This window comes from Pseudobacteroides cellulosolvens ATCC 35603 = DSM 2933 (assembly GCF_001262605.1).
Lineage (GTDB): Bacteria > Bacillota > Clostridia > Acetivibrionales > DSM-2933 > Pseudobacteroides > Pseudobacteroides cellulosolvens.
The window spans coordinates 1,685,542-1,704,683 of the sequence record NZ_LGTC01000001.1 but is presented as its reverse complement, the minus strand read 5'-3'; the positions used below and the strand labels follow the sequence as shown (position 1 = coordinate 1,704,683).

Here is a 19,142-nt window from a genome sequence, read left to right as displayed (position 1 = left end):
TTGAGTTAAAAAGCCTTGAAGGAGTAATATGCTCCGTCAAGGCCTTTAGTAATATTATATCACTATTAATGAAATTACTTTGAAATGACACCTTTTTTGTCTATTTTTGTACTGAACGATAGCTGCTGGAGTTTATCAAATAGCTTTGTTTGCTTGCTTTTATCCTTAAGAACCACCGGGCGGTAGTTATCAATGGAACATGGTGATATTGATGCTGTAAATGATTTGTCCTTATTAAACTTTACATTTAGAATCATTGTATCGTTCTTTACATTTGTGAAGACAAAGTTACCAAGGCTGTATGCAATAAGTTTTCCCTTATAATATTCAAATCCCTGAAGCACGTGAGGGTGAGAACCTATAACCAGATCTGCACCACTGTCAATATATTTCTTTGCAAGGTTTCTTTGATAAGTATCGGGTTTTGTGTTTCGTTCAGTGCCCCAGTGCAGGTATACTACAACTATATCAGCTTTCTTTTTTGCAATGTTTATTTCAGAAAGAAGCCTTGCGGGATTATAGGTTGTAGCAACACCAGGCTTGTTTTTTCCCGCAGCCCATTCAACCACGGGAATGACGTGGCTTGAACCTAAGATAGCTACGTTGAAGCCATTTATATTATAATATTTTGCCATGCTTGCCTTATCAAGATTATTGCCTGCACCAACATATTTTATGCCGGCTTTATCCAGGTAGGTAAAGGTATCCAGCATTGCATCCTTTCCAAAGTCAAGAACATGATTGTTAGCAAGGGTAACAATATCTATACCTGCAGATTTAAGTACATCTACACTTGAGGGCTTGGCACGGAAGGTGTATTGTTTGTCCTTTGCTTTAGTACCTCTTGTGCTTATAGGGCATTCAAGGTTTATCATTGAAATGTCAGCACCTGAAAGAATTGGTTTGACATCTGATAATATGAAATTTGCCCCTTTACTGCCAATAACATTTGCTACGCTCCTATCAAGCAATACATCTCCAGCAAAGGAAAGCGTCAAGGTGTCCTTTTTATTTGAGGCTGTTTTTGCAATAGTAGGTGTGGTAATAATAGGCGTTGCAATATGTTTTTTTGTAGGCGAATTGATTGCTTGGCTTTTGCCTGGTGCCTGACTGTTAACAGCATAATCATAGGCAAAAAAAACACCTGCTGATGAAACTATTAAAATAAATATAATAAAAAGTGATTTCTTCAAATGTATTCTTCCTTTCCGTGTTTGATTAGGATTCTGAAACTTTACAAATTCTATTATATAAATAAAACAAAAAATAATCTATACTAAAAGTGATTATTGTCAGATTAGCAATTAATAAACAGTACATTATGAATATATTGATTTTTGTGTTATAAAAATGTAATATTATCAGTAATGGATTAGACCAAAATCCAAACGATTTTGTTCCTAATAATTAAGCAAGTATAATGGAAGTTTAATATACTAAATATATAAGATGGAGTGGGTATATGGATAAGTCAAACGATTTGATAAAAAAGCTTCAGGATAATATGAATGAATTTAGCAAGGGGCAAAAACTAATTGCATGGTATATTATAAATCATTATGGAAAAGCTGCATATATGACAGCTGCCAAGCTAGGAGAAGATGTTGGAGTCAGTGAATCTACGGTAGTAAGGTTTGCCAATGAACTGGGATATGATGGGTACCCCAAATTGCAAAAGGTTTTACAGGAACTTATTAAGAGTAAGCTTACGGCAGTACAGAGGTTGGAGGTTTCATCCAACAGAATAGGCGATGAGAATATATTAAAAAGTGTTCTGAGCTCTGATATGGAGAAAATTAAAATAACCATGGAGGAAATAGATCACAGCAGTTTTAACAATACTATTGAGACAATACTAAATGCAAATAAAATATATATCCTTGGGGTAAGAAGCTCCGCACCGCTGGCAAGCTTTTTAGGCTTTTATTTCAACCTTATATTTGACAATGTAAGGCTTGTCCACACAACTAGTGTGAGTGAGATATTTGAACAGATTATAAATGCGACAAGCGGTGATGTTGTTATTGGTATAAGCTTTCCAAGGTATTCCAAGAGAACAATTAAAGCTATGCAATTTGCAAAGGACCAAGGAGCCTCAGTAGTTGCAATTACCGATAGTTATGAGTCTCCTGTTGCACAATATGCCGACAGCTCACTTATCGCAAGAAGTGACATGGCTTCTTTTGCAGACTCTCTTGTAGCTCCATTAAGTGTTATAAATGCACTTATTGTTGCTGTTGGAATGAGAAGGAAGGAACACTTGTTTAAAACTTTTGAGAGGCTTGAGAACATATGGGATGAGTATCAGGTTTATGAAAAGCCGGATCATGTTGACCAGTTTAGAAAAGCTGATTTTTAATATTATGGAGATTATTGTATTTTTTATTAAGGAATGACTAGAAAGTTACTTCAATATTCTATGCGAGTGTTCATGAGATAAGTTAACACATGAACCAAATTTATAGCGGAAGTTAATACTTAGTCATTACTAATATTAATTGGGAGCAGTAGTATGAAGAAAAAGGTATTTGTAATAGGCGGTGGACCTGCTGGAATAATGGCTGCAGGAAAGGCTGCAGAGCTTGGAAATGATGTGATATTATTAGAGAAAAACGACAGACTTGGGAAAAAAATTCTGATATCCGGTAAGGGACGCTGCAATGTAACAAGTAATACCGATATTGAAGGGTTAATCAAAAATACTCCTGGGAATGGTAATTTTTTATATTCTTCTTTTTATACATTTTCAAATCATGATTTAATTGCAATGTTAAACGGGTTAGGACTAGAAACCAAGGTTGAAAGAGGTGAAAGGGTTTTTCCCGTATCGGACAACTCCAAGGACGTTGTGGATGCTTTATGGAAATTCCTAAAATTAAAGGGGGTTAGTGTCAGACTAAATTCCCCGGTTGATAGTATTATAACAAAAGACGGAAAGGTAACAGGAATAATAACCAGGGACGGAAAAAAGCTTGAATGTGACTGTGTTATACTAGCAACCGGAGGTGTTTCATATCCTGGAACGGGTTCTACCGGTGATGGTTTCAAGATAGCTAAGGAATTAGGACACAAGATTATAGATTTAAAGCCATCTTTAGTGCCGCTATTGGCTAAGGAAAAATGGGTTAAGGACCTTCAGGGCCTGTCTTTAAAAAATGTTGAAATTTCACTTAAAAATTCTAAAGGAAAGAAAATATACAGTGATTTTGGAGAAATGCTTTTTACCCATTTTGGAGTTTCAGGACCTCTCATACTTAGTGCCAGTAGACATATCCTTGAGTATGAATATAAGGATGTTGTTCTTTCCATAGACCTAAAGCCTGCTTTAAATGAGGAAAAGCTGTATGACAGATTGACAAGGGATTTTGAAAAGTATTCCCGCAAGCAGTTTAAAAATGCCCTTGATGATTTACTTCCAAGTAAAATGATACCTGTTGTGATTGATTTGTCTCTGATATCGCCAGAAAAATTCGTTAACCAGATTACAAAGGAAGAAAAAAGGAGTCTTGTTAAACTTCTTAAAAATCTGGAAATTAACATATGCGGTGCTAGGCCAATAACTGAAGCAATTGTAACTGCCGGAGGGGTATCAACCCTGGAGATAAATCCTTCAACTATGGAATCAAAGCTAATTAATGGGTTGTTTTTTGCAGGAGAAATTATAGATGTTGATGCATATACAGGAGGTTTTAATCTCACCATAGCTTTTTCAACAGGTTATCTTGCTGGAGCAAACTGCTAATAGTATTTTTTTATACCAATATGCATATAATTAATGAGATTTCAAAAATTTCCTTGGTGGGTTATTTATGTTGGAGAGAAGTAAAATCAATATTTTTGAAATCTCCGGTAACCAGGCATTTTTTGGAACTCATCTAAAATGCTTCAAAACTATTAATATGCATGGAGTGTATGCGAAATGAAGATTACAGGATTTAAAGTAACAAAGGATAATGGTAACCAGAAGAAAAGGATTAAATCAAATTCTGAGAAAGTTTTTGTAATTACTTTTTTTGTTTTATTCGCTTCGTTGATCCTTACACAAATATTGCTGGCTGCTCCAAGTACAAGGAAATTTCTTGTAAAGGATGTTGAATTTGAGGGAAGCCCAATAGGGGTAGTTGAAAATCTTTATTCTGAGGGTGAGCTGGAACTCGAGCTTCAAAACATTCAAAAGGATGAGAATCTTAATGTGTTAATAAATGGAGACGAAGTAGCAGCATTTTCAAGCAAAAGTATGGTATTGAAAGTACGAGATGGTGATGTTATAGAAATAGACGGTACAGGAGCGAACAGTTCTGCTGTTATTAAAATAACTAAAAGCAGTAATAATATTGAAAACAACTGTGTTGGAAAGATATTTACAGTTGGGTCTGAACTTAAAAACCTCTTTAGGGTTAAAATTTCTGAAGCTTTAATCGAAAATTGATATTATTCATCAAAATTGCTAAAATTATTTTGGCAATTTGTTTTTTTATGATAAAATAGAAATTGAGTTAAGTAAAAAAGAATAATATTATTTAATATATATGTTTAGTGATTCTTAAATGGGGAGTTTCTAATAGTTATAATTAATTGATAGAATATTTACATCTCTAAGGCGTTTTAAGTTTTTTAAATTGTTGGCAGTTTCATAATCTGGCCAAAACTATTAATTTATTTGAGGAAGTACTTTATCTATCATGGGTAAAGTTTTTTTAATTTATGGTAAATTATGGAATTATATAAAGTTCTAAAATACTTATATCAGAGGACATAATAATTTTCTATTATAACTTCATGAATGGAAATCACCGAGTGATTTTAATTATATATAAAAAATTATGTAAATATACTTATTTGTATTGGGGGAAAAGTACATTGAAAAAGAATATCAGAAATTTGCTGGTTTATTTATTGGTTTTTATTTTAACATTCCAACAAGTGATTCAGGTTTTTGCCGCTACGAATTTACAAGGTGTTGGTACTATTGCCACGGCAGGAATTGATACAGGAGATGTATACGAGGCTATACCGACTTCCAATGAGGTGCTGCCTGATACACCAACACCTGTACCTATAGTGACACCGACATCAACTTTGGAAGTGACGCAGACATCAATAACTATGCCTGCATCATCAACACCAAAAGTATCTGATGTAACTATATTACCAGCCTATACGCAATTTCAACCAAGCAACACACCTGACCAATCAAATAATAACCCAACAGATATTGTATCTCAAACCCCAATGCCTACAATATTGAATTCTTCTACTCCTACCGGAGTATTTACGGCCAACCCTTCAATTGGAGCAACACCAACTTTGACTTCAAAAGAGACACCAATTCCAGAAGGGACGCTGGTTCCAACACAGACGCCTGATGTGAAAGTTTTACCTAAACCTGAGGGGGTGTCCCTGATAGTAATAGATAATTCTTCTGTGAAATTATCATGGGATGGAGTAAAGAACGATACCGAAGTGAAAGGATATGAGATATATAGAAACGGTATAAAAATTGGCACGGCTGATGTTGCAGAGTATACCGATACAGGATTGTCAGCCGGGACAAGCTATAATTATTTCGTTAAGGCTTGTGGTGCTTCAGACAATGTATCCGAAGCAAGTGAAGGCCTGTTGCTGGTGCTTGGTACAACCACAATAAGCAGTGATATTAGTTTATCTGAAAACAGAGTTTATCAGAATATTAATTTTACTTCCGGTACATTGGATTTAAAGAGACATTCAATATATGTTTACGGCAGCCTCAATCAAACAGGCGGAACCATGTACATAGACGGAGGAAAGCTTGAGGTATCAGGAAATTATACTATAAAAAATCCCAGCTATTATACATATGCATATCTAAAGATGACTAATGAAACTGACTATGTAAAAATAGGAGGCAGTTTTACACAGCATTCGTATTACAGCCATGAGGGCAATTTGACGGCAGGAACAATAGAAGTAAAGGGAGACTTTATACAGGAAACCCAAAATGGATATTACGCAGATCCATCAAACTTCAAGGCATCCGGCACTCATAAGGTAATATTGACAGGCACCAGTCAGCAGAAAATAAGCTTTGACAATCCAGCACAGTCGTGTTTTATGGGGTTAGAGAATAAGAATGTATCGGGAAGCTCGTTAATAGTAAATGGAGGATTGAGTGTAAGCGGAGCATTCGTAAATAATGGGGCGGAATTTGGTGCTCCATTAAGTGTAGTATCGACAAATTGGACGTTTAACACAGATGAGGTTATAAATGGGGATCTGAATGTTAACAGTGATCTTGATTTGAATGGTAAGGTTTTGAAGGTTAAGGGAAACTTGAATCAGAGCGGTGGAACCATCGATTTAAAAGGTGGTACAGTGCTGGTGGAAGGAAACCTGAATCAGAATGGCGGAACTATTGACTTAAAAGGTGGTACATTATTGGTAGAAGGTAATTTAGCCAATAGCTCAAATGGGGATTACTCACAAACAAGCGGAACCATGTACATAGATGGAGGAAGGCTTGAAGTATCAGGAAATTATACCATAAAAAATCCCGGCTATTATACATATGCATATCTAAAGATGACTAATGAAACTGACTATGTAAAAATAGGAGGCAGTTTTACACAGCATTCGTATTACAGCCATGAGGGCAATTTGACGGCAGGAACAATAGAAGTAAAGGGAGACTTTATACAGGAAACCCAAAATGGATATTACGCAGATCCATCAAACTTCAAGGCATCCGGCACTCATAAGGTAATATTGACAGGCACCAGTCAGCAGAAAATAAGCTTTGACAATCCAGCACAGTCGTGTTTTATGGGGTTAGAGAATAAGAATGTATCGGGAAGCTCGTTAATAGTAAATGGAGGATTGAGTGTAAGCGGAGCATTCGTAAATAATGGGGCGGAATTTGGTGCTCCATTAAGTGTAGTATCGACAAATTGGACGTTTAACACAGATGAGGTTATAAATGGGGATCTGAATGTTAACAGTGATCTTGATTTGAATGGTAAGGTTTTGAAGGTTAAGGGAAACTTGAATCAGAGCGGTGGAACCATCGATTTAAAAGGTGGTACAGTGCTGGTGGAAGGAAACCTGAATCAGAATGGCGGAACTATTGACTTAAAAGGTGGTACATTATTGGTAGAAGGTAATTTAGCCAATAGCTCAAATGGGGATTACTCACAAACAAGCGGAACCATGTACATAGATGGAGGAAGGCTTGAAGTATCAGGAAATTATACTATAAAAAATCCCAGCTATTATACATATGCATATCTAAAGATGACTAATGAAACTGACTATGTAAAAATAGGAGGCAGTTTTACACAGCATTCGTATTACAGCCATGAGGGCAATTTGACGGCAGGAACAATAGAAGTAAAGGGAGACTTTATACAGGAAACCCAAAATGGATATTACGCAGATCCATCAAACTTCAAGGCATCCGGCACTCATAAGGTAATATTGACAGGCACCAGTCAGCAGAAAATAAGCTTTGACAATCCAGCACAGTCGTGTTTTGCTGATCTTGAGAATAAGAACACTTCTGAGGGGTCACTGATAGTTATCGGAGGATTGAGCGTAAATGGAAAATTCGTAAATAATGGAGCCGAATTTGGAACTTCATTAAATGTAGGATCAACAAACTGGACACTTACTGGAGATGAAGTAATTAATGGAGACCTGAATGTAAGCGGCAGTACCATTGATCTGAACGGTAGGGTGCTGAGGGTAAAAGGAAACTTGAATCAGAGTGGCGGAACTATTGATTTAAAAGGTGGATCACTTCTAGTAGAAGGCGTTTCAGAAAATAATCCAAATGGAGATTACATACAAACGGGCGGAACCATGTACATAGATGGAGGCCGACTTGAAGTAAAGGGTAATTATACTATAAAAAATCCGAGCTATTACACATATGCATATTTAAAGATGACTAATGAATCTGACTATGTAAAAGTAGAAGGCAGTTTTACGCAGCATTCGTATTACAGCCATGAGGGTATTTTGACATCAGGAACAATGGAGGTAGAGGGAAACTTTATACAGGAAACCCAAAATGGATATTATGCAGACCCGTCAAATTTCAAGGCATCTGGCACCCATCTGGTTATTTTAAATGGACCTCCTGTAAAAAATATAAGATTTGATAATCCAGCACAGTCTTCTTTTAATAAATTGAAAATAATTAGAGCTGTAGACAACGGTTATATATTTAATACAATACCTGTATGGAAAGAACTTGATATATATGATGACGAATTACCAACAACTCCTGATAATCTTAAAATGAGCAGGAAAACGGTATCCAGCATTACACTGTCTTGGTCGCCTTCTTATGATAATGTAGGTATTAAAAGTTATGAAATATATAGGAATGATACAAAAATTGGAGGTTCTTCAACATTAGAATATACAGATAACACAATTGAGTTTAATGTGGATTATAAATACAAGATTAGAGCGTTGGATGAAAATGGTTTCTTCTCAGGCTATTCAAGCAGTATAAACGTTGCTGTAACAGATAATGAGGCACCATCTAAGCCGGACAACTTGAGACTGATTTCAAAAACATTTACATCTATAAAATTTACGTGGCCCCACTCGACCGATAATAAGGGGACAGTTTGCTATGAAGTCTACCGTGACGGCAGTATGCTCGGTATTGTAGAGGTAAATGAATTTGAAGATATAAATCTTCTTCCGGGAGAAACACATAATTACTATGTCTATGCTTTTGATGACACAAATAACAGGTCTGAAGCAAGCAGTATATATACCGAGACCAGTACAGTAGATTCAGAAGCTCCTTCAATTCCGGGAAGTTTAAAACTTGTGTCAAAGAATGATATAACAGTATCCTTTATATGGTCACCCTCAACGGATAACTTTAATGTTGCCGGTTATGAGGTGTTTAGAAATGGAGTTAAGATAAAGGATATAACTAATCCAGTTATAACAAGATTTGATGACAGCAGTTTAACTCAGATGACTTCATATGCTTACTCGGTAAAGGCTTATGATATTTCCGGCAATTTCTCCGAAGAGAGCGAGCCCTTGATATTTACTACAGCCCCTGCAACTGTTACTATCAGTTCTGACACTGTTTCAGATCAGGACAAGCTTTATGGCACTGTATATTTAACAGGAGGAACCTGGGATTTGAATGGTAAGACTATTACCATAGACGGTGATTTGATTCAATCAGGAGGTACCCTTTATGTAAATGGAGGACAGCTCAAGATATCCGGGAATTACAGTATAACAAATTCCGGGTATATGAAGATGATATACGATACGGATTACATATTGGTTAACAACAAATTTTTAATGCAAAGTAACAATGTCATAAACGATAAATTTATAAATGCGGGAACACTTGAAGTAAAGGGTGATTTTCTACAGAGACCGGGGCAGTATTATAACTATGGATATTACGATAGGAAGGACAACTTTGCTCCGGGCGGTACCCATAAAGTGGTGCTCAGTGGTGCTGATATTCAAAAAATTGATTTTCAATATTCTGGAAGCTCATATTTTAATGTATTGGAACTAAAAAACACATCTAAGCAAGGTGTTCAATTTATTAGTTCAATAAATTTGAAATTGCTGACAAGGCATGATAGCAAGATTTCCCAAAGTTCTGTTGGATCAATGAATTGGACTTTAAATGAAGATACGGTACTGGACAGCAGTTTATATATTGCAGGAAGTACACTTGATTTAAATGGATATAGTTTGACAATTAACGGTAACCTTATTCAGTCAGGCGGTATATTGTATGTTAATGGAGGAAATCTCACTGTTAATGGGAATTATTATATTCAGACAGAAACAAAGTCAGCAGATGGAACTTTGACATATGGCAGAAGCACTGGTATTTTAAAGATGCAAAACCACAACGACTATATAAATGTAGCAGGAAACTTCTGTGTACAAAGTGATAATATTATAAACGATACATTTTTAAGTGCAGGAATAATGGAAGTAAAGGGTGATTTCGTTCAAAGGGCAGGGCAGTATTATAACTATGGATATTACGATAGGAAGAACAACTATGCAGCAGGAGGTACCCATAAAGTAATACTTAGCGGTGAAGAACAGCAAAAGGTTGATTTTCAATATCCTGTTGATTCATATTTTAACGTACTGGAACTAAATAATACATCTGAAAAAGGTATTATTTTTGTAAATTCAATCAATGTGAAATCATTAATAAGGAATGAGAGTAAGATATCCAAAATTTCTATCAGTGCTATGAATTGGACTCTTTATGAGGATACAGCACTAGACAGCAGTTTATATATTAATGGGAATACCCTTGATCTAAACGGGCACAGTTTGACGATTAACGGTGATTTAATTCAGTCAGGTGGAATATTGTATGTAAATGGAGGAACTTTAACCGTTAAGGGAAATTATTATATTCAATCAGAAACAAAGGCATCAGACGGTACTTTGACTTATGGTAGAAGTACAGGAATTTTAAAGATGCAAAACGCCAATGATTACATAAAAGTCATGGGAAATTTCCATGTTCAAAGTGATAATATAATAGATGGCTCAGCATTATGTGCAGGGACGCTTGAAATAAAAGGAGATTTCATACAGAAAGCGGGACAATATTATAACTATGGATATTATGATAGAAAGAATAATTTTGCACCTGGTGGTACACATAAAGTATTACTTACCGGTACAGATATTCAAAAAATAGAGTTCCAATGTCCGGCAGATTCGTACTTTAATATTCTTGAGATAAAGGATGCTAAAGGTGAAAATATTAAATTTGCACATTCTATAAATGTTAAAACGCTTGTTACTAATGGTGAAAAGCTTCAAACGGTAACAATAAGTTCGATGAATCTTAAGCTGAATGAAGATACTGTTTTTAATGGCACGCTGCATTTGTCGGCTTGTACACTAGATTTAAACGGCTACAAATTAACTATAAACGGTAATCTTATTCATTCTGGAGGTATTTTGCATGTAAATGGCGGTGAGCTTACAGTAAATGGAGACTACCGCATACAATCAGAATCAAAAGGTGAAGACGGTACAATTGTTTATGGCAGAAGCACAGGAAGCTTAAAGATGCTGAATGCCGATGATTATATTATTGTGACCGGAAGCTTTTATACTCAGAGTGATAATATTCATGCAAGCACTATGCTGAATGCGGGAATACTTGAAGTAAAGGGCGATTTTGTGCAGAAGGCAGGGTTATATTATAACTATGGATATTATGACAGAAAGAATAACTTCGCACCGGAAGGTACTCATAAGGTCATTTTGAGTGGTACTGATCCACAAAAAGTTGATATTCAAAATTCTGGAGATTCATACTTTAATGTGTTAGAGCTTAAAAATATATCTGGTACCGGAGTTAAATTCATAAACCCCCTTAATGTAAAATCGCTTATAAGAAATGAAAGCAAAATATCAAAGCTGTCTGTTATTACTATGAATTGGAGTCTTAATGAGGATACCGAATTGGACTGCAGTTTGTATTTTAGCGGAGCAACCATTGATTTAAACGGACATAAGCTGACAGTTAACGGCAACCTTATTCAGTCAGGCGGCACGTTGTATATAAACGGAGGGCAGCTTAATATAAGCGGGATTACCATATCCAGTCTGAAGGTTCAGGCGAGGACGGCACCTTGGTGTATGGTAGAAGTTCAGGATATTTGAAAATGACAAATCCTTTGGATTATGTAAAGGTTGGCGGAAGTTTCTTTATACAAAGTGATAATGTAAATGATGGCACAATACTATATGAAGGTATTATTGAAGTGAAAGGCGATATTGTTCAGAAATCGGGTCAGTACTATAATTATGGATATTATGACAGAAAGAACAATTTTGCTCCAGGAGGGAATCATAAAGTAATACTTAGTGGTGCTGACGTGCAAAATATAAGCTTCCAGAATTCTGCAGAGTCATATTTTAACATACTTGAATCAAAAAATTATTCACAAAAGGGTATAAACTTTATAAGTTCGTTTAATGCAAAGTCTTTTATAAACAACAATTGCAATATAACATTGACATCAATCAATTCCATGGAATGGAAACTCAATGAAGATACCATTATAAATAGTACTGTTTACTTATTAGGAAACACTCTTGATCTAAACGGGCATAAACTGACAATAAACGGGAGCCTAATACAGTCGGGCGGTGTATTAAGTATAAACGGAGGCAGTCTGATTGTTAATGGTGATTACAGGATTCAGACAGAAAGTAAAGCATCTGATGGCACTATAACTTATGTCAAAGGCAATGGGTGTTTGAAGATGCTAAATAAAAATGATTATGTATTGGTAAGCGGGAATTTTTATATACAATCAGGAGATGTAAACGGTCCTTCAATGTTAAATGCCGGAGTGCTTGAAGTCAAAGGTGATTTTATACAGCTGGCAGGCCAATACTATAATTATGGAACATATGATAGAAAGAATAACTTCACCCCTGGAGGGAACCATAAGGTAGTATTGAGCGGCAGCGAGGTACAAAATGTTAACTTCCAATATCCTAATGACTCATTTATCAATATTCTTCAGATTACAAAACCTATTGAAACCGGATATACATTCAATAAAACACCGGTCTGGAAGCAGTTGATATATGATGTTGAGTCTCCGTCAATACCATTAGAGCTCAAATCAACATTCAGCAGTGAAACATCAATATCGCTTTCATGGACAGCTTCAACCGACAATGACGGTGTTGCAGGGTATGAGATATATCGTAACGGATCTTTGGCGGGCTATGTAAAAAACAATGAATATACCGACAGTGGACTGAAACCTGGTAAAGAGTATACTTATATGGTAAGAGCAGCTGATGCCGGACACAATGTATCGGAATTTTCCAATGAGATAATTGCTAAAACACTAGCGGATACAGAAAAACCTTCTGCACCAGGCAGTTTTTCGGCATACTTTATAGACACTACTGTTTATCTTAGTTGGACTGCATCAACTGATAATGTAGGAGTTACAAGATATGATATTTATCGCGATGGTGAATTTGTCGGATCTACAGGTACAACTGAGTATAAAGATTTAAACCTGGAATTGAACAAAAAATACAGCTACATGGTTAAATCGTACGATGCTGCAGATAACTGGGCGGATGCAGCAGTTGAGATGGTATTGTCGGATGACCACAGTAATGACATGGGTGATGCCACCGGAGTGGAGATTGGAAAAGACACAGCCGGAACAATTAACTATAGAGGCGATATTGATTGGTTCAAATTTACTACTACAAATGCCGGATACTATTCACTTACCGGAAAAGGTGTCACAGATCTGGTAGGTAACATATACAAAGCTGACGGTACATTGCTGTCGTCTGGAGAAGGCATTGGTGATAGGTTTACAGTTACAGGAGCATTTGAAGCTAATATGGAGTACTACATAAAAATTAAATACATAAGCAGTTTTAGTACAGGGGTATATTTGATAAAGGTTTCAGAGCTTGACAATGAGCCGCCAAATGCTCCAACCGGCCTTACTGCTGTGAAAAAAACACCTGTGTCAATTAGCCTTAAGTGGGATGCTGCAACTGATAATACCGGCGTTTTGGGATACAAATTATATAGAGACGGGATTCTTATTAAAGATACAACATCCACTGAATTTAATGATACAGGGTTAAATCCTGAAACTTCCTATACTTATACCGTCAGAGCTTATGATGATTTAAAGAATTTATCAATTGAGAGTGTTTCTTTAAAAGAATCCACAGAAAAAGATATTGATGCTCCATCTATACCAGTTGATTTGAAAATATCATCAGTTAAAAGGTTACAGAATGATACTGGAGCGAAAGTTTCTGTTGGACTTGTATGGTCATCTTCTACTGATAATGTAAAAGTAGGGGGATATGAAATATATAGAGATGGCGTAAGGATAGGAACAACGGATAAACATGATTACCTGGATTCCGATGCAGTGATCTCAGAAAGCAATATATATATATATGCAGTCAAGGCTTTTGATACTTCAAATAACTACTCGGCTGACAGCATTCCTGTAACTTTTGATAACGAAGCACCGACAGCACCAACAGATCTAAAAGAGACAGGAAAGACCGAGAAGTCAGTTGTACTTTGCTGGAATCCATCAACTGATTCAATAGGGATAAAAGGCTATGAAATATATAGAGATGGTATAAAAATAGGCACTTCCACATCAAATAACTTTACTGTGAATAGTCTTGAGCCGGATAAAACATATATCTTCAAGGTTTACGCATTCGATGGTCAAGGAAACTTTTCAGATTCAAGCAATGAGTTTACCATCACAACCACAATTGACACTGAAAAACCTTCGATACCGGCAAATTTGAGATTGGTGTCCAAAACCGGTACCACTGTTACCATCGCATGGGATGCTTCAACCGATAATGTAGCTGTCGGCGGCTATGAGATATTAAAAGACGGTGTTACAGCAGGCACAACCGGTACTACAAGCTACAAATTTGAAGGATTGACTACTGATACCATGTATAAATTTAATATAAAGGCGTATGATACATCAAACAATATTTCAGGTGAAAGTGCTGTATTTAGTGTAATACCCAGGCTGCCGTCAGAACCATCCAGCCTTGAGGTTCTAGAAAAACCATATTCCATTGTATTAAGGTGGAGCAGTTCAGATAATGATATTGCTAGTTATAAAGTTTACAAAGGCTCTTCTGCTGAAGGCTTAAGTTTTTGGACAAATTGCAATACCAGTAATATTGAGCTGACAGGATTAAATGGAGGAACGACTGTTTACTTCAAGGTAAGTTCAATAGACAAATGGGGCAATGAAAGCACTAAATCTGGTGCAATAAGCGGCACAACCCTAGTTGATAGTATTGCTCCTTCTGTATCCTTGCTGGTTCCTGAAGACAACTATAGAAGCTCAGGAAATATTACTTTAAAAGCAGCAGGCAAAGACAACTTTACTCTTGAGAAGTTTGTATTCGAATATTCTATTCCTAATGAGGATAAATGGACAGCTATATGTGAAAGTTATGCTGTATATAATGGAAGCACAAAAGAATACCAAACCGATATATCATGGAACACAAAAGGTTTAAGTGGAAATTATCTGGTTAGGGCTATTGCAAAAGACAAGAGCGGAAATGAATCTGAACCTTTGGCACACAGTATAATTATTGATAATACTGCTCCTGATGTGCCGACCAATGTATCCGCTGTTGCCAGTCCCGGAAAAATCATTATTAAATGGAGTCCTGTACAAGCAGGGGATATCTCATCCTACTCCATATATAGAAAATCATCAGAAGCAGGTGCAAACTTCAGCCTTATTACAACAGTTAAAGCTTCCATATTTGAATATACCGACTATAATGTTGATTCCGGAAAAACATACATATATTGCGTTATAGCTGTAGATGACCTGAAAAATGAAAGCAGTCGTTCAGGAGAAGCACAGGCCACAGCAGGTGATTTTGTTCCGGCAATAAGCATAAACCCGGAAGTGGTAAAACCATCAGATGAAATAAGCATTACAGGAGAGGGTTTTAGACCCTTAGAAACAGTAGAGATATATATTGATGAAAGTACATTCCTTTTCAATACAAAATCCGATTCAACAGGAAATGTTACAGCTAGCTGGAAATACTTAAAGAATGTATCGCCAGGAAACCACAGCATTAAATTAAAAGGGCAATCAAGCCTTGCAGAAGCAACAGCAAGCTTTAAAGGGGATGTTTCACTATTAAAGCCGCCAGCGGGAATAACAGCTAAAGCAGGTGAAATAGAAGTTACACTTAGCTGGCAGGCGGTGGGTAGCATCAATTTCTACAGGCTGTATAGAAAAACAGGTGATGAACCCCTTGTAAAAGTGATGGACAATATAAAAGGCATTATTGCTAAAGACATATCTGTTAAGAGCGGAAGCAGCTATCAGTATCAGTTGGCAAGTGTGGATATATATGGAAATGAAGGGAGCCTATCTGATCCGATTGACATAATACCGCTGGGTGATTCGACAAAACCTGTTTTATCCGGCTTTACAGCATCTAGATATGGTGAAACACTAAAATTGGCAACTTTATCAAGCGATAATATAGGCGTTGAATCAATGAAATTCTACTATAGATTAGGTAGTGGAGAATGGAAAGAGATTGCAGCAGTAACAACAATACCGGAAAGAAACAAGACAGTAGGCCTCGGATATGATTGGAACACATCAGCTTTAAAAACTGATGGAAACTACGAGGTAAAGGCTGTAGCATATGATGAGGCTGGCAATTTTAGCGATGATAAAATAATCGGTATAACAATAAGAAATACCAAACCTCTATCGCCTCAAGAAGTAAATGCAACTAGCGGACAGCTAAGAATAGATGTTGACTGGACTCAGGTTATGGATGATGATTTCCTGAAATACAAACTTTATAGAAGGGTAAATGGGGGAGAATACATACTTTTAAGGGAGACCACCTTAAGGTCCTATCAGGATACTGCTGTTTCGCTGGGTAAATCTTATGAGTACAAAGTTACAGCTGTTGATACATATGGACATGAAAGTGACGGTACGGTAAGCGGTACTTCTTCAGCACTGCCTGACACTACTGCTCCCGAGCTTAAAAACCTCCTTCCATCAAGCGGTAGTAGGATTAAAGGTAAGGTAAATATAAGTGCTATAGCTTCGGATAACGTATGTTTAAGCAAGGTTGATTTCATGTATTCCGTTAAAATCAATGGTGTTCAGACCTGGCTTACACTGGGGTCGGCTGTAAGTGGCACTGTGTGCTGGGATACGGCAAGTACTGTGACTGACGGTTTATGCGAGATAAAAGTTGTTGCAAAGGATACATCTGGCAACACTTCCGAACTGAAAGCTTCCTATATTGTTGATAATACAGCACCTGATGCCCCTGTTATTACAGCAAAGCCACAGGAGTTGAAAGTTTCACTGACATGGCAGCCTGTAGCAAGTGCTGATGATTTAGACCATTACAATGTATACAGAGGAAACGGTATTACTCCATCATATAAACTCATTGGAAGTACGGCAGATAAAATATTTGTAGATTCAAATGCTGTTTATGCCGTAGAGAATCTTTATAAGGTTACTTCAGTAGATAAAGGCGGAAATGAAAGCTTAGGTTCAAATATTGTATCATGTATTCCAGGTAAGGACACGACACCTCCTGTTATAGACAAATTTTTACCGGGTGAAGGCACAGCATTAAGAGGAACTGTAAGCTTTACAGCACATGCAAAGGATAATATCAATGTTAAAAACTATAAACTTGAGATAAGAAAGGTAGATGAAAACAACCAGCTGGTTGGTAATGGAGAATGGCAGCTTGTATCCAGTCTCGAAAACCAGGGAACAAATGATGTAAGGTTTGTATTGGATACAACATTGGTGTCACAGGACAATAGTTACAAGTATCCTGACGGACGTTACCAGGTAAAAATAACAGCTGCAGACAGCGAGAATAATAATGCAGAGAATATTTATGGTTATATGGTTACGAATGATCCTCCTGCACCACCTGAAAAGCTGTATGTTGAAGCGGGTGAATGGCAGCTGGTTGTGAGCTGGTCGCCGGTTTTAAGAGCAGACTTCGATCATTATGTATTATATAGGAAAGAAGGAAAAAACGGTAATTGGGAAAAGATACTTAATGGCACTACATCAAATGCATATATAGACAGGATGCTTGATCCTTCAAAAGAATACTATTATGCAGTTTCTGCAGTCAACGATATGAACCGCGAAAGTGCCATGACAAGGGATTATTCCAATGATACAAATATTAGTGATGATATAAAGACACACTCCTTACAGGAAACCTCCGTACCTGTAATTAGGGAAGTTAAACCTGCAGAATTAAGTCATATAAGTAACAGTGCAAAGTTGGAGTCTCAAGTAGACGACAAGGTTTCTGTAAAAGTAAGGTATGAGTATTCATATCTGGGAGAATCGGAATCAAGTACCATAACTGGAGAAGAAACATGGCAGTTGATTGGCGAGGACAACAACCCAGGATACCGCAGTGCAAATCCTGACGGTCTTATTGAGGACTATATAAACGGCAACTTGACTTCTTTCAAAAATTATTTCTCAGGTTTTGTTTCACATTGCGATTGGGACACATCAGCCCTTGCGTCAGGCTGCTATGCAGTTCGTGTTACTGCAATAAATACAGGTAACAAGGAAAGTTCGGTATATAAAAGGTATATTATCGACCGCATTCCGCCTGCAAGGCCGGCAGGACTTCAGATTTCCGATCCAAAAATCGGAGGACAGTTGGATTTAAGCTGGAAAATGAATACGGAAGCAGATATTGACGGATACAAGATATTGCGTTCGGAAACAAATGGAGGCCCTTATGAATTAATTGGGAATACAAAAGGTTTTATATTCAGGGACGAAAAAGTACAAAACGGAAAAGTTTATTATTATGTAGTTAGTGCATATGACCTTTCAGGTAATGAAAGCCAGTCATCCGTGCAAGCAGCCGGAGCAGCATCGGCTATAAGTGATCTTTCAATTAAAGATATAAAGCTAAATCCGGTATCGCCTGCATATGATAGAAAAGCACAAATTACAGTAGTGGCTGAAAACCTTGGTTATGCAAATGCAAAGGGCAAAGTTGAGCTGTATATAAAAGACAGCATACAGGAATGGAAACTTATAGAAGCAAAAAATGTTGAATTAAGCGGAGCAAACCATTATGATGCAGTGTTTGAATGGACTCCGGAAAAAAGCTTTAAGAACCCTGTCGAGGTAAAGGCTGTAGTTACAACTACAGACTCTACAACAGAAACTAATAGTGTAAATAACAGTAAAATAATTGAGGCAAATATTAACCAGCCTCCTATAGCAGCTATTGAATGCAGTGAATGGATATATTCAGGTGATACCTATACCTTAAATGGTGCTACCGGTACAAATGGCCAGCTCTCAAAAGACAGTGACGGTAAAATAGTATGGTATAAATGGAATCTTGGTGATGGTATATTTAAAGAGGGAGCACAGGTTACACATGTTTACCAGACCCCAGGTTCATATACGGTTACACTGACGGTATGTGACAATAATGGTGCAGAGTCAAGCACAACAGCTATAGTAGATGTAAGGGATAACCGCCCGATTTAAGTGTCAATG

General features: G+C 36.9%; 6 protein-coding genes. 5 read left to right on the top strand and 1 reads right to left on the bottom strand.

Translation table 11 applies throughout. The features are described 5' to 3' along the window. Positions 1–74 precede the first annotated feature (74 nt). A complete protein-coding gene (locus Bccel_RS06985; RefSeq protein ID WP_050753230.1) occupies positions 75–1,193 on the bottom strand; it encodes a CapA family protein in 1,119 nt (372 codons plus the stop codon). 269 nt (positions 1,194–1,462) lie between these two features. Between Bccel_RS06985 and Bccel_RS06980 the strand changes: the two genes are divergently transcribed. The 5 genes from Bccel_RS06980 (at position 1,463) to Bccel_RS06960 (ending at position 19,133) form a co-directional block, all read left to right on the top strand. Next, the gene (locus Bccel_RS06980; protein WP_036942195.1) at positions 1,463–2,359 is read left to right on the top strand and encodes a MurR/RpiR family transcriptional regulator; all 897 of its coding nucleotides are present in this window, start codon (positions 1,463–1,465) and stop codon (positions 2,357–2,359) included. Positions 2,360–2,512: 153 nt separating this feature from the next. Further along, on the top strand, positions 2,513–3,742 hold the full coding sequence (locus Bccel_RS06975) for a BaiN/RdsA family NAD(P)/FAD-dependent oxidoreductase (protein ID WP_036942192.1): 1,230 nt from the start codon (positions 2,513–2,515) through the stop codon (positions 3,740–3,742). A gap of 177 nt (positions 3,743–3,919) precedes the next feature. Further along, positions 3,920–4,429, top strand: a complete 510-nt coding sequence (locus Bccel_RS06970; protein ID WP_050753229.1) for a hypothetical protein — start codon at positions 3,920–3,922, stop codon at positions 4,427–4,429. 431 nt (positions 4,430–4,860) lie between these two features. Beyond that, positions 4,861–11,682 carry a hypothetical protein gene (locus tag Bccel_RS06965; RefSeq protein WP_050753228.1) on the top strand — a complete coding sequence of 2,274 codons (6,822 nt, stop codon included), beginning with the start codon at positions 4,861–4,863 and terminating at the stop codon, positions 11,680–11,682. Then, positions 11,655–19,133 (top strand): fibronectin type III domain-containing protein, encoded by a 7,479-nt coding sequence (locus tag Bccel_RS06960; protein WP_152965950.1) that lies wholly within the window; start codon positions 11,655–11,657, stop codon positions 19,131–19,133. Before Bccel_RS06965 ends, Bccel_RS06960 begins: the two co-directional genes overlap by 28 nt. Positions 19,134–19,142: the final 9 nt, after the last annotated feature.

Excerpts from the sequence above, each read along its gene's own strand:
- Bccel_RS06980 (WP_036942195.1), top strand. The coding sequence starts at position 1,463 with ATGGATAAGTCAAACGATTTGATAAAAAAGCTTCAGGATAATATGAAT.
- Bccel_RS06975 (WP_036942192.1), top strand. The coding sequence starts at position 2,513 with ATGAAGAAAAAGGTATTTGTAATAGGCGGTGGACCTGCTGGAATAATG.
- Bccel_RS06970 (WP_050753229.1), top strand. The coding sequence starts at position 3,920 with ATGAAGATTACAGGATTTAAAGTAACAAAGGATAATGGTAACCAGAAG.